Annotated in this window: 12 protein-coding genes; 6 read left to right on the forward strand and 6 right to left on the reverse strand. The window is 71.8% G+C overall.

The genetic code is table 11. The features are described 5' to 3' along the window. Nucleotides 1-145 precede the first annotated feature (145 nt). A complete protein-coding gene (locus tag ACG83_RS06740) occupies nucleotides 146-1,081 on the forward strand; it encodes an SDR family NAD(P)-dependent oxidoreductase (protein ID WP_083473080.1) in 936 nt (311 codons plus the stop codon). Here the strand turns inward: ACG83_RS06740 and ACG83_RS06745 are convergent. The 3 genes from ACG83_RS06745 to ACG83_RS06755 form a co-directional block, all read right to left on the reverse strand. After that, nucleotides 1,048-1,443: an MGMT family protein gene (locus ACG83_RS06745; protein WP_054565159.1), complete on the reverse strand. Its 396-nt coding sequence runs from the start codon at nucleotides 1,441-1,443 to the stop codon at nucleotides 1,048-1,050. The two genes, ACG83_RS06740 and ACG83_RS06745, sit on opposite strands and share 34 nt — an antisense overlap. A gap of 112 nt (nucleotides 1,444-1,555) precedes the next feature. Beyond that, on the reverse strand, nucleotides 1,556-2,728 hold the full coding sequence (gene moeZ, locus ACG83_RS06750; RefSeq protein WP_054565160.1) for an adenylyltransferase/sulfurtransferase MoeZ: 1,173 nt from the start codon (nucleotides 2,726-2,728) through the stop codon (nucleotides 1,556-1,558). 357 nt (nucleotides 2,729-3,085) lie between these two features. After that, complete coding sequence (locus ACG83_RS06755) at nucleotides 3,086-4,147, reverse strand: Ku protein (protein ID WP_054565161.1); 1,062 nt, start codon at nucleotides 4,145-4,147, stop codon at nucleotides 3,086-3,088. A 262-nt stretch (nucleotides 4,148-4,409) separates the two neighbouring features. On the opposite strand from ACG83_RS06755, the gene ACG83_RS06760 reads away from it, so the two are divergent. The 3 genes from ACG83_RS06760 to ACG83_RS06770 all read left to right on the forward strand — a co-directional run bounded on the left by ACG83_RS06760 (nucleotide 4,410) and on the right by ACG83_RS06770 (nucleotide 5,933). Beyond that, nucleotides 4,410-4,610: a hypothetical protein gene (locus tag ACG83_RS06760; RefSeq protein ID WP_054565162.1), complete on the forward strand. Its 201-nt coding sequence runs from the start codon at nucleotides 4,410-4,412 to the stop codon at nucleotides 4,608-4,610. Between the two features lie 154 nt (nucleotides 4,611-4,764). Then, complete coding sequence (locus tag ACG83_RS06765) at nucleotides 4,765-5,466, forward strand: TetR/AcrR family transcriptional regulator (RefSeq protein ID WP_054565163.1); 702 nt, start codon at nucleotides 4,765-4,767, stop codon at nucleotides 5,464-5,466. A gap of 239 nt (nucleotides 5,467-5,705) precedes the next feature. Further along, nucleotides 5,706-5,933 carry a DUF3107 domain-containing protein gene (locus ACG83_RS06770; RefSeq protein ID WP_006543213.1) on the forward strand — a complete coding sequence of 76 codons (228 nt, stop codon included), beginning with the start codon at nucleotides 5,706-5,708 and terminating at the stop codon, nucleotides 5,931-5,933. A gap of 227 nt (nucleotides 5,934-6,160) precedes the next feature. Here ACG83_RS06770 and ACG83_RS06775 read toward each other — a convergent pair whose 3' ends face one another. Next, nucleotides 6,161-6,880, reverse strand: coding sequence for a ferritin-like fold-containing protein (locus ACG83_RS06775; RefSeq protein ID WP_054565479.1), 720 nt, complete (start codon nucleotides 6,878-6,880; stop codon nucleotides 6,161-6,163). Nucleotides 6,881-7,624: 744 nt separating this feature from the next. Here ACG83_RS06775 and ACG83_RS06780 point away from each other — a divergent pair. Then, nucleotides 7,625-9,358 (forward strand): DEAD/DEAH box helicase, encoded by a 1,734-nt coding sequence (locus ACG83_RS06780; RefSeq protein WP_347280161.1) that lies wholly within the window; start codon nucleotides 7,625-7,627, stop codon nucleotides 9,356-9,358. A 142-nt stretch (nucleotides 9,359-9,500) separates the two neighbouring features. On the opposite strand, the gene ACG83_RS06785 is transcribed toward ACG83_RS06780, so the two are convergent. Both ACG83_RS06785 and ACG83_RS06790 read right to left on the reverse strand, forming a co-directional pair. Next, nucleotides 9,501-9,941 (reverse strand): hypothetical protein, encoded by a 441-nt coding sequence (locus ACG83_RS06785; protein WP_054565164.1) that lies wholly within the window; start codon nucleotides 9,939-9,941, stop codon nucleotides 9,501-9,503. Continuing rightward, nucleotides 9,938-10,957: a ParA family protein gene (locus tag ACG83_RS06790; protein WP_054565165.1), complete on the reverse strand. Its 1,020-nt coding sequence runs from the start codon at nucleotides 10,955-10,957 to the stop codon at nucleotides 9,938-9,940. The genes ACG83_RS06785 and ACG83_RS06790 overlap by 4 nt, the downstream gene beginning before the upstream one ends. A gap of 351 nt (nucleotides 10,958-11,308) precedes the next feature. On the opposite strand from ACG83_RS06790, the gene ACG83_RS06795 reads away from it, so the two are divergent. After that, nucleotides 11,309-12,634 (forward strand): hemolysin family protein, encoded by a 1,326-nt coding sequence (locus ACG83_RS06795; protein ID WP_054565166.1) that lies wholly within the window; start codon nucleotides 11,309-11,311, stop codon nucleotides 12,632-12,634. Nucleotides 12,635-12,651: the final 17 nt, after the last annotated feature.

Consider the following 12,651-nt stretch of genomic DNA (forward strand, 5'->3'; position numbering starts at 1 on the left):
CTGGCGGGCGGTAGACGGAACACGGACCACACAGCACAGCTCATCACGACAGCCCGTCAAGATCGTCAACGCCTGGCGTAGGCGATCGACGCTGCGCCGCACGGAGTCTCGTAGGACCGACGCAGGACCCTTGGAGCAGCACAAGATGAACACGAATTGCACCAAAGGTGTCGGTATGGGTGCAGCACACGGACAGTCCGTGGCACCGTCAGTCGTTATGAGCAATACCAGGATCCAGCCTGATCAAGGCGTCCGTTCCGGGCCCGGCGCCCTGCCCGTGGACGACCCCGAGCCGGAATCCGCACCAGGTCCCAGGCCGGGAACCGGACCTGCTCCGGGCACGGAGCGCGGAGATCTGGCCGGCCGGGTCGCATTCGTCACCGGCGCGGGATCCGGCATCGGCGCCGCCTGCGCGCGCCGGCTCTCCGCCGCCGGCGCCTACGTGGTCCTCGCCGACCGGGACGGCGACGCGGCGAAGGAGGTCGCCGCGCAGATCGAGGCGGCCGGCGGCGACACGCTGGTGACCGTCGTCGACGTCACCGATCCCGAGGCGGTGGCGGGAGCCGTGCAGACCGCGTTCGAGCTGCAGGGGCGGCTGGACCTGGCGGTCAACAACGCCGGGGTGGTGACCGACCGGGCGCCGCTGGAGGACGTCCCGCTGGCCGACTGGGACAAGGTGATCGCCGTGAACCTGTCCGGAGTCTTCTACAGCATGCGGGCGGAGATCCCGGCGATGCTCGCCAGCGGCGGCGGCTCGATCGTGAACATGGCGTCCGTCCTGGGCACCGTCGGCCTGCCCGGCACACCCGCGTACGTCGCCGCGAAGCACGGCGTGATCGGCCTGACCAAGGCCGCCGCGCTGGACAACGCGACCCGGGGCATCCGCGTCAACGCGGTGGCTCCGGGCTTCATCGACACCGCGATGGTCCGCGGGCAGCGCGGCGCGCGTTTCTTCCAGCCGACCAACCGGCTGGGCACCGCCGACGAGGTGGCCGAGGTCGTGAACTTCCTGCTCTCGGACCGGGCCTCACTGGTGACCGGCAGCGTCTACTCCGCGGACGGCGGGTTCACCGCCCGCTGAGACCCGGTCCTGCCGAGATCCGGTCCCGCCGAGGATCCGTCCCAGCGGGCCGACCGCAGATCGACGCGGTCACCGGCGGGCCGCAGCGGGGTGCCGTCCGCGCGCAGCCGGCGCAGGGCCTCCACCGGCGCGGCCGGGTTCGGCTCCCCGGAGGACCTGATCACCCGATGCCACGGGACGTCCTCCTCGCCGCCGTGGCGCGCGAGCACCGCGCCGACGGTCCGCCCGCTGCCGGCGCCGACGTACTCCGCGATGTCGCCGTAGGTCATCACCTTGCCGACGGGGATGCTGGCGACCACGTCGAGCACCGCGACGGCATAGGGGGTCAGGCCGGGCCCGCCCAGAAGCCTGTGTTCGGGCACCGGCCCGGCCTCCCGATCGAATGTGTCACGAGCTGCTCAGGAGCGGCGACGGCATCGCGCCGGGACCGACGTCGTCGGGGCCTGCACCCCGACGACGTCCGGCGCCGCTGCGCTAGTAGACGGGCAGCGTCTTGTCCACCTGGGTCGCCCAGGCGGTCACCCCGCCCTGGACGTGCACCGCGGACGAGAAACCGGCGGCCTTGAGGGTCGCCAGCGCCTCGGCGGAGCGCACCCCGCTCTTGCAGTAGACGACGACCCGCCGGTCCTGCGGCAGCTCCGCCAGGTGCGCCGGCAGGTCACCCTTGGGGATCAGCCGCGCGCCGGGGATCCGCACGATCTCCCACTCCGCGGGCTCCCGGACGTCGACGAGCTCGATCGGCTCCCCGCCGTCCAGGATGCCCTTGAGCTCGGCCGCGGTGATCGTCGAGCCGGAGGCGGCCTGCTGGGCCTCCTCCGAGACGACGCCGCAGAACGCCTCGTAGTCGATGAGCTCCGTGATGGAGGGGTTCTTTCCGCACAGCGGGCACTCCGGGTCCTTGCGGACCTTGATGGAGCGGTAGGTCATCTCCAGGGCGTCGTAGACCATCAGCCGGCCGACGAGCGGCTCGCCGATCCCGGTCAGCAGCTTGATGGCCTCCGTGGTCTGGATCGACCCGATCGACGCGCACAGCACGCCGAGCACACCGCCCTCCGCGCACGACGGCACCATGCCGGGCGGCGGCGGCTCCGGGTAGAGGCAGCGGTAGCAGGGGCCGTGCTCGGCCCAGAAGACACTCGCCTGGCCGTCGAACCGGTAGATGGAACCCCAGACGTACGGCTTGCCGAGCAGCACGCAGGCGTCGTTGACCAGGTAGCGGGTCGCGAAGTTGTCCGTGCCGTCGACGATCAGGTCGTACTGGCTGAAGATCTCCTTGACGTTGGAGGTGTCCAGCCTGGTCTCGTGGATCACGACGTTCACGTACGGGTTGATCTCACGAACGGCGTCCCGCGCGGACTCGGCCTTGCTCCGGCCGACGTCGGACTGCCCATGGATGATCTGCCGCTGCAGGTTCGACTCGTCCACGACGTCGAACTCCACAATGCCCAACGTGCCGACACCGGCCGCGGCCAGGTACATCAGTGTCGGCGAGCCCAGGCCACCCGCGCCCACGGCGAGCACCCGGGCGTTCCTGAGCCGCTTCTGCCCGTCCATCGCGACGTCCGGAATGATCAGATGCCGCGAGTACCTGCGGACCTCGTCGACGGTCAGCCCCTCGGCGGGGGAGACCAGGGGCGGTAGTGACACGTTGCTCCTCGCCTTCTCAGTGGGCCGTTCCATCTCACGTCCCAGGGCCGGGGAAGCCGAGGGCCCGGGTCGACGATGGAAGACGCCCAGTGTTCCCACCCGACGATGCCACAGCCGCCGGTGCCGGCAGCCGCGATCGACGGTTCGCGTGCCCTCCCGCACGACCACGCCCGCAGGCGGGTCGCCCGGAATTCTCCACCATGGTGCAGCGCATCCCCCGGCTCCGCTGTTCCCGATGTCGCACATCACCGGGAAGTGGCTCGCGCGACAGCGGACCGGCCCGCGGCAAGGCACACACCAGGCGGAACGGGACGGCCGAACGGACGGCCGAGGGCGCGGGACACCCAGCGGGGGCGGTCAGGCGGAACGGCGCGTCGGCCCGCGGTCGGTGTCCTCCTGGGCAGCGTCGCGGGTGCGCCGCCGTGTTCCCACGGTGGCCTTCGCGCCCGTCGTGGTCTTGGCGCCCGTCGTGGTCTTCCCGGTTCCCTCCGTCACCTTCGTGACCTTCGCCGTCTTCGCGGTTCCCGTTGTGGCCTTCCCACCGGTCGGGCTCTTCGTGCCCGCCTTCGCGCCCGGGCTCTTCTGTGCCCCACGTGCCCGCGCCGTCGCCCCGTCGAGCGCACCGGATTCGGCGCCGTCCCCGCGCCCCTCCCGGGCCGCCTCGATGCTCGCCCGCAACGCCGCCATGAGGTCACCCGCGGGTGCCCCCGCGGCCTCGCCGGTGGCGGGGGCGACGACCTCCCGCCCGGCGATCTTGGCATCGATCACGGCCTGCAGGGCCTCGCGGTAGCCGTCGGAGAACTTCGTCGGGTCGAAATCCGCGGCCAGGGTCTCGATCAACGAGCCCGCCATGGCCAGCTCCTGCGAACGGACGTCGACCTCCTCGGCCAGGAAGTCGAAGTCCGGTTCGCGCACCTCGTCCGGCCAGAGCATCGTCTCCAGGACGAACACCTCGTCGCGGACCCGCAGGGTGGCGAGCTGCTCACGCTGGCGCAGCGCGACCTTCACCAGCGCGACCCGCCCGGAGCCGGCAAGCGCGTCCCGCAGCAGCACGTAGGGCTTCAGACCCGGGCGGTCCGGCTCCAGGTAGTAGCTCTTCGCGAAGTAGATCGGATCGACCTGGTCGAGAGGCACGAACTCCAGCACATCGATCGAGCGGGACGTCGTCAGCGGCAGGCTCGCGAAGTCCTCGTCGGTGAGCACCACCGTCTCACCGTCGGGCAGCTCGTAGCCCTTGGCGATGTCCGCGTAGGGAACCTCCTCGCCATCGCTCTCGGCCACCCGGCGATACCGGATTCGCACCCCGTCCGAGCGTCTGACCTGGTGGAACGAAACATCCCGCTCCTGGGTCGCCGAATAGAGCCGGACCGGGATCGACACCAGACCGAAGGAGATCGCACCCTTCCAGATCGAACGCATGTTCACTCCCCAACTCGAGTCAACACAATGGTGTGCCACTGGAAGACCACCGGAAAGTCGATCCGGGTCGCGTGCGGACCAGTCCAACCAGCGCCGAGTCGGGTGCGTCGATGGCGGGTATCGGTGCCAGGCGGCCGGAATGCCGCACCGGAGGTGACGAGCGGCCCTGGCAGGCGGCGAGCAGCGAGCCACCCGGCGGAGCCGAGCCACCTCCGGCGGCAGCGGCAAGCGATGCAGCGGCAAGCGATGAGGGGAGCGCCTGATGAGTTCACCGACCGAGCAGCTTCTGGAGGTCCCGGACGCCGATGCCGCCGAGCAGTCCCGCGAGCTACGCCCAGCGGATGGCGCGGACACTCCGACGGCCGACGGGCCCCGGGTGACCCGCCCCGCCGAGGCCGACGAGTTCGACACCGTCGAGCAGAACCTCGTCGTCGACCAGGACGACGAGGAGGAATACCGCTAGGCCGGTCGAGCCGGTCGAGCCGGTCATCCAGGGCCGAGGGCGCCAACGCGGGTACTGTTGGCGAGATGTCGACGTGGCTGGGCACCGACGGCCACCGTGTAGTCGGCGAACGGTGTGGTCGACCAACGTCGGTGATCAGTCAGGAGGTGCGCGGGTGACAGCCGAGCCTGCGGCGCCACAGTCGCGTCCGGGTCGCACCCCCCGGCTTCCCCGAAGCGCGCGCCGGTTCCAGCTCCTGGGCGCGGCCCGGGAGGTGTTCGTCGCCCACGGGTACCACGCCGCGGCGATGGATGAGATCGCCGAGCGGGCCGGGGTCAGCAAGCCCGTTCTCTACCAGCATTTTCCCGGCAAGCTCGACCTTTACCTGGCACTGGTCGACGAGCACACGGAACGGCTGGTCTCGGCGGTGCGCGCCGCGCTGGCCTCTACGACTGACAACCACGTGCGCGTCGAGCGGTCCGTCCGGGCCTATTTCGACTTCGTCAACGACCCCAGCGGTGCGCACCAGCTCGTCCTGGAGTCGGACCTGCGCAGCGAGCCCGCCGTCCGGCAGCGGGTGGAGGACAGCTTCGCGCAGTGCGTGCGCGCGATCGCGGCGACCATCGTCGTGGACACCGGCCTCACCCAGGACGAGGCCGATCTGCTGGCGGTCGGGCTGGTCGGCCAGGCCGAGTCGGGCGCACGCTGGTGGCTGCAGCGCGGCGCCACGATCCCCAAGGAACGCGCCGTGGAGCAGCTGGTGGAGCTGGCCTGGCGGGGAATCGCCGGCTACCCCCGCCAGACGCCCTACGGCGAGGCGGGCGAGACCCCCGTCGAGACCACGCCGGTCGAGGTCGAGGCAGCCGAGCCGGCCTGATCGCGCGGGATGCGCCGACCACACGGGACGCTCCGACCACACGGGATGATCCTGCGCGCCGCGGCGACCGGCCGCGTTCGGCGTGTGCCCGGAGCCGGCGTGTGCCCGGAGCGAACAGCGGGCCACCAAGCCCGCCCGGCGGCCCGTAGGCCATAGTGTGGGCGCTGATCGTCCCGTCGGCGGCGCTCGCCGTCACGGAGAACGCCCCCAGCCAAACTCGACCACGCGGAGGTCATCGAGTGGAGGTCAAGATCGGGATCAAGCACGTCGCCCGCGAGCTGGTACTGGAGAGCACCCAGTCACCAGAGGCGGTCGCGTCGCTGATCAGCGAGGCGGTCGGTGGCAAGACCGGACTTCTCACCCTCGTGGACGAGAAGGGGCGCCGGGTCGTCGTCCCGGTGGACGCGCTCGCCTACGTCGAGATCGCGGAGTCCGAGGCCCGCCGGGTCGGTTTCGGCACCAGCTGACAAGCTGAACGGGTGCCGGCTGGCCCGCTGGAGAAGCGGGCACCAGCCGGCACCGGCACCGTGTGGTCAGAGGTTCGGGTGGTCCCGAGGACAGGGCCCCCGCCCAGCCCGCACCGCGCGTTCGAAGGTCGAAGAGTTGAGGATGTTGGTCGTTCTGGCGACCAACATCCTCAGATCCTGCCCGGCAGCGGCCGGAAGCCGGCGCGCTTCCGCCGGAAGCCGGCGCTTCAGGCGGAGAGGCCGAGGGCGGCCATGCGCTGGCGGTGTGCTGCCATGATGCGGTTGAAGATCTCGGCGATCTCCTCCAGATCTCCCACACCGGCGAGCAGGCCGGTGAGCGCGTCCCGGTCGGCCGCGACCCGCTGCGCCTGGGTCAGTGCCTCCCCGACCAGGCGACGGGCCCACAGCGCGAGCCGGCCCGCCATCACCGGGTTGCTGGCGATGGCGGCACGTACCCGTTCGACGGCGAAGGCCGCATGGCCGGTGTCGGCGAGCACGCTCAGGACCAGCGACCGTGGCTCGGGCTCGAGCCGACCGGCGATCTCCCGGTAGAAATCGGCGGCGATGTTGTCCCCGACGTAGGCCTTTACGAGGCTCTCCAGCCAGTCCGACGGCGCGGTGAGGTTGTGGAACGCCGTCAGCGCGGACACGAACGGTGCCATCGCCTGCTCGAGGTCCACCCCGAGCCGATGGAGCTCGTTCCCGATGGCCTCGAAATGCGCGAACTCGGCCGCCGCCATCCGACCGAGCTCGATCTTGTCGGCCAGCGTCGGAGCCATGCGGGCGTCCGTCGCCATCCGCTCGAACGCGGTCAGCTCACCGAAGGCGAGCAGGCCCAGCAGGTCGACCAGAGCAGGGTCCGCGCCTCCCGGCGCGACCGGCTCGCCGGCGGGCCCAGGCGAGTCGGCGGTAGGAGTTCCGAGGTGGGTCTGCGAAGTCTGGGCCACGGCGTGATTCTGGCACTTCCCGGCGATCGCGCCGGTGCGCACGTGCGGGCTGGACGTCCCGCGTGACGGGCGAGCACCACGTGCGCCAACATGCGCCCACGTGCCCGCATGTGCCCCGGCCACGTGACCGCGGCCCGGCGGGCCGGTGGGTCGGTGGGCCGCCCTCACGTCCCCTCGGCCAGGTTGACCTGCCAAACCGACCGTAATGTCGCATTTCGATCGTCATGAGCTGATGTGTCGTTGGCATGAAGGTGGGATGTCGGCAGGCCGACGACAGAAGTCCCGCGAGGTGTCGGGCACGTTGCCGAGCAGGGGGTGGCGACAGCGGAACCGGTGCCGCGTGGCGTCTGTGGGCACGAATTCCGACGACGGCCAGCGCCGCCACGCACAGATCAGCGAACAGACAGAACGAGAACATTGCAATATCACACCCACGCAGGGCGGGACCCGGGTTATCCTTGGCTCAGCCGGTGGTCATCACACCACCCAGCCATCAGGCCGCTGTTCGACTGACGCCGCCCCGGGAATCGGGCCGCTGGCGCCGCGCGGCATATCGCGAGCGGGTTCAGCGTAGGACACCGCTCAGAGCAGACCAGGAGCGTCCCGCTGTCCGTCACAAACACACCATCGTCCGACATCGAAGCCACCAGCAACACCGAGCCCACCGGTAACACCGAGCCCACAGCCAGCGCAGAGCTCGCCACCAGCACAGAGCCCACCAGCGAAGCCGCAGCAGCCGCCGCCGTGGGTGACGTCCCCGCGCAGGAGCGACCCGAGGCCCCGTTGTTCGCCGAGATCGGCGTCCGGCCCGAGACCGTCGCCGCGCTCGCGGAGGTCGGCATCGTCCGGCCGTTCGCGATCCAGGAACTCACGCTCCCGCTGGCGCTCGCCCGCACCGACATCATCGGCCAGGCACGGACCGGAACAGGCAAGACCCTCGCCTTCGGCATCCCCGTCGTCCAGGTCGTGCAGGCCCAGGACGAAGGCGCCGACGGCCACCCGCAGGCCCTCGTCGTCGTCCCGACCCGCGAGCTGTGCGTCCAGGTCACGGCGGACATCGCCCGCGCCGGCCTCGGCCGCGGGCTGCGCGTGCTGTCGGTCTACGGCGGCCGCGCCTACGAGCCCCAGCTCAGCGCCCTGCGCGCCGGCGTGGACATCGTCGTCGGCACACCGGGCCGGCTGCTCGACCTCGCCCGTCAGAAGGCGCTCGACCTCTCCCAGGTGCGCACCCTCATCCTCGACGAGGCCGACGAGATGCTCGACCTCGGCTTCCTGCCGGACGTCGAGCGCATCATCGCGTTCCTCCCCGAGCAGCGGCACACGATGCTGTTCTCCGCGACGATGCCCGGGCCGGTGATCGGGCTGGCCCGCCGGTTCATGAGCCGGCCGGTGCACGTCCGCGCCGAGCAGCCGGACGAGGGCCGCACCGTACCGAACACCCAGCAGCACGTCTTCCGCGCCCACGCGCTGGACAAGATGGAGGTCCTCGCCCGGGTCCTGCAGGCGACGGACCGGGGCCTGGCCATGGTGTTCGTCCGTACCCGGCGCACCGCGGACAAGGTCGCCGACGACCTGGCCCGCCGGGGCTTCGCCGCGGCGGCCGTCCACGGCGACCTCGGCCAGGGCCAGCGTGAGCAGGCCCTGCGCGCGTTCCGCGGCGGCAAGGTCGACGTGCTGGTCGCCACCGATGTGGCGGCCCGCGGGATCGACGTCGGTGGCGTCACCCACGTGGTGAACTACCAGTGCCCCGAGGACGAGAACGTCTACCTGCACCGGATCGGCCGGACCGGCCGCGCCGGCGGCAGCGGCGTCGCGATCACCTTCGTGGACTGGGACGACCTGCCCCGGTGGACGTTGGTCAACAAGGCACTCGCACTGCCGTTCCAGGAGCCGCTGGAGACCTACTCCACCTCGCCGCACCTTTTCGAGCTGCTGGCCATCCCGGCCGACGTGAAGGGTTCGCTGCCGCACTCCGCGCGCACCCGGGCAGGGCTGGCCGCGGAGGAGGTCGAGGATCTCGGCGGCGGCGGCCGGCGCGGTACCCGCCAGCGCACCCGTGAGCGTGACCAGGAGGAGAAGGCCGTTCGCCCGGCGCGTACCCGGGTGCGGCAGCGCACCCGCGGTGCGGGCGCGGCTGCGGCCGCCACCGGGCTGACCGTCGCCGGCGAGGCCGACGCCGTCGAGGGCACCGATCCGGCCCCCGTGAGCGACGTCGACGTCGACACCAACGGTGCCGGGCTCGCCGGTCGGGCGGCGACCGTCACCGCGGTCCGGGTCCTGGGCGGCGACAGCGAGGACGGTGCCGGCGAGCTGACCGCCACCGACTCCACCGACGAGCCCGCGCGGCGGCGTCGGCGACGCCGTGGTGGCCGGGGCCGCGGCACCGGCAGCGTTCGCGACGCCGGGGCCGAGTCGGGCGGCGACGGCGACGAGGACTCCGCCGCGGAAACCCACGCCCGCCGCGCCGAGTCAGCCTGAGGCGGGTCGCGTCAGCCTCAGGTAGGTCGAATCGGTCTGTCGAAATCGGTGTCGAAATCGGTCTGTCGGAGCGTCTGAGGCAGGTCGAGACAAGCCAGGGTCGAGACAGGTCAGGGTCGAGACGGGTCAGGGTCGAGACGGGTCAGGGTCGGGTGCGCAGCGCCAGCCTGACCCAGCTCGGCCGCCCGCAGGCCGGGCAGCGCAGCAGCGACGGATGCCGGCGCGGGAGCGGAAGGTGCACGCTCGGCGTCAGCACCCACAGCGCCCGCCGCAGGCTGACCGTGCTCGTCCGGCCGCAGCGGGAGCAGTCGACCGTGAGAACGGCGCTGCGGTTCCCCGGCGGACGCACCCCGCTGTAGAGGGCCCGCTTGCCCTGCGCGTCCCGGCCGGTCGACGCTCCGGGTGTGCTCACGCCGGCGACCTGGACCGACCTGGGGGCACCGGGGCTCGCGGGCGTCCCGGGTGGCCCGGGTGGCCCGGTGGCGCGCTCCCGGTTCGTGGGACGTCCCGTGTTCTCGTCCGGGCCGCCTGTTCCGGTGCGGGGACGCAACCGGTCGAAGCCCGCCGACGCGTTCGAGCTCACACCGCTCCTGACACCGCGGCACCGGGCATCACGGCTGCCGGCGTCACGACTGCCGGCATCACGACTGCCGGCATTGCGGCTTCCGGCATCACAGCTTCCGAGAGCACTGCCTGAACCGGTGCGGGCGTCGCCAGCCGCGGCGCGCTTCGCGGCGCACCGCCCGCTTCGCCTTCGCCGCCCGCACGTCCACGCGACGCCCCTCGCCCGGTGGCCTGGGTACCGGCGGACGGCTTCGCGGCCCCATCGGTCCCCGCACCCCCACCCCCACCCGCGATCGCACGGGCGTGTGCGCGATAGGCCTCGGCGCCCTTCGAACGGCCGGCGGTGGTGAGGATCGACCGCCCCAGGCCCGGCGCCTCGGCGAACCGCACCGACCGGGCGATCGGCGGATCCAGGATCGTGACCTGATAGCGGGTCTCCACGTCGAGGACGACCGCCCGGCTGTGCGCGGTGCGCCCGTCGAACAGGGTGGGCAGCACCCCGCGGACCCGCAGCCGCGGGTTGGTGAGCCGCTGGACGTCCGCGACGGTGTCGAGGAGCTGGCCCACGCCGCGGTGGGAGAGCGTCTCGCACTGCAGCGGGATGACGACCTCGTCCGCGGCGGTCAGCCCGTTGATGGTGAGGACCCCGAGCGAGGGCGGGCAGTCCACCAGCACGAAGTCGTACTCGGCGGCGATCTCCCCCAGTGCCAGCCGCAGCGCATGCTCGCGCCCGGTCCGGGAGAGCAGGATGGCCTCGCAGCCGGCCAGCTCGATGGTGGCCGGCAGCAGGTCGCTTCCGTCCGGGGTCGAGCGGATGACGATGCCCGGTGGCAGCCTCCCGAGCAGCACGTCGTGGACGGAAAGCTCCAGCGTGTCCGGGTCGAGGCCGAGGGAGAACGTCAGGCAGGCCTGCGGGTCGAGGTCCACCAGCAGGACGCGCCGCCCCAGCTCGCTCAACGCGGCGCCGAGGCTGGCGACCGAGGTCGTCTTCGCGACGCCACCCTTCTGGTTGGCTACAGCAAGGACCCGGGCCACATCGATCAGTGTGACAACTGAAACCGACTGATCACAACACTATCTGTGACTGAATCTCTCGCGTACATCAGCTGGCGGGACAAACCAGCCCAGGACGGGCGCACCGGCGGGCACCCGATCTGACATGTCGGGCGTACCACGCCGCGGCCCGTGTTGCCGGCATCCCGGACGGGCAGGACCGTTCCCGGCACCGCCGAGCACCGGAGCTGACCTGCAGGCACCGAGACACCGGACCTGACGGCACCCGGCACCATGCACCACACGGCACGCACCACGCGGCACGCACCCCACAGGCACCACGCGACACACAGGCACCACGCGGCACACGGCCGACCCGAGGGAGCGACCAGCATGCTTGAGGCCGCCGGCTACCTGTTCGTGGCCGTGCTCCTGATCGCCGGCAACGCCCTGTTCGTCGCGGCCGAGTTCGCGCTGGTCGCCGTCGAGCCGCATCAGCTCCAGCAGGCCGTCGACGCGGGTGAGCGCCGGGACCGTACCGTGCTGCACGCCGTGCGGTCGCTGTCGTTCCAGCTCTCCGGCGCACAGCTGGGTATCACCGTGACCTCGCTGGCCGTGGGCTACCTCGCCGAGCCCGCGATCGCGACCCTGCTGCGGCCGCCGCTGGCCGCGATCGGGATCGGCCCGTCGCCGCGCGGGGTGACGGCGATCGTGCTGGCGCTGGTCCTGGCGACCGTGACGCAGATGGTCTTCGGCGAGCTGGTGCCGAAGAACTGGGCCATCTCCGAGCCGGTGCGGGTCGCCCGCGCCGTCGCGCCGGCTCAGGTGCTGTTCTCGCGGGTGTTCCGGCCACTGATCAGTGTCCTCAACGGCGCCGCGAACGCCCTGGTCCGGGCGGTCGGCGTCGAGCCCCAGGACGAGCTTCGCGCCGGGCGCTCGTCCGCCGAGCTCGACTCGATCGTGACATCGTCGGCCGAGCATGGCACCCTGCCCACCACCACCGCCGCGTTGCTGAGCCGGTCGCTGCGCTTCGGTGACCGCCACGCGTCGGACGTCATGACCCCACGGGTGCGGGCCGTGCTGGTCGACGTGGACACCTCCCTGACGGATCTGCTGGCGCTGGCCGAGCGGACCGGCCTGTCCCGCTTCCCCGTGCTGCGGGCCGCGCCACCGGCCGCCCCGGCCGCCGATGAGGTGGTCGGCATCGTGCACGTGAAGGACGCGTTCCGGGCACCACCCCCCGAACGGGGGATGCGCCGGGTGGCGGAGTTCATGAGCGACCCGCTGCTGGTTCCCGCCTCGCTGCACTGCGAGGTGCTGCTGCACCGCCTGCGCCGCCATGGTCTGCAGCTCGCCGTCGTGATCGACGAGTACGGCGGGCTGGACGGCATCGTGACGATGGAGGATCTCGTCGAGGAGCTCGTCGGCGAGGTCGCCGACGAGTACGACCGACCAGCCGCACCGGACGTCGTCGCGCTCGGCCCGGGGCAGTGGCTGCTCTCCGGCCTGCTCCGCCTGGACGAGGTCCGGGAGCACACCGGAGTCGACCTGCCCAGCGGGCCGTACGAAACCGTCGGCGGTCTCATGCTGGCCCGGCTCGGACGTCTCGGGCAGCAGCACGACGTCGTCCGGGTCGACGGGCACGAGCTTGTCGTGGTGTCGATCGACGGCCGCCGGATCAACCGGATCCGCCTCGTCGCGGCGGCGGACGACCGATGAGCCTTCTGCATCTCACG

The sequence above is a fragment of the Frankia sp. R43 genome (assembly GCF_001306465.1).
Taxonomy (GTDB): Bacteria; Actinomycetota; Actinomycetes; order Frankiales; family Frankiaceae; genus Parafrankia; species Parafrankia irregularis.

What these genes read in the sequence shown, in the direction of transcription:
- ACG83_RS06740 (WP_083473080.1), top strand. Translation starts at nt 146, where the DNA reads ATGAACACGAATTGCACCAAAGGTGTCGGTATGGGTGCAGCACACGGA.
- ACG83_RS06755 (WP_054565161.1), bottom strand. Translation starts at nt 4,147, where the DNA reads ATGCGTTCGATCTGGAAGGGTGCGATCTCCTTCGGTCTGGTGTCGATC.
- ACG83_RS06760 (WP_054565162.1), top strand. Translation starts at nt 4,410, where the DNA reads ATGAGTTCACCGACCGAGCAGCTTCTGGAGGTCCCGGACGCCGATGCC.
- ACG83_RS06795 (WP_054565166.1), top strand. Translation starts at nt 11,309, where the DNA reads ATGCTTGAGGCCGCCGGCTACCTGTTCGTGGCCGTGCTCCTGATCGCC.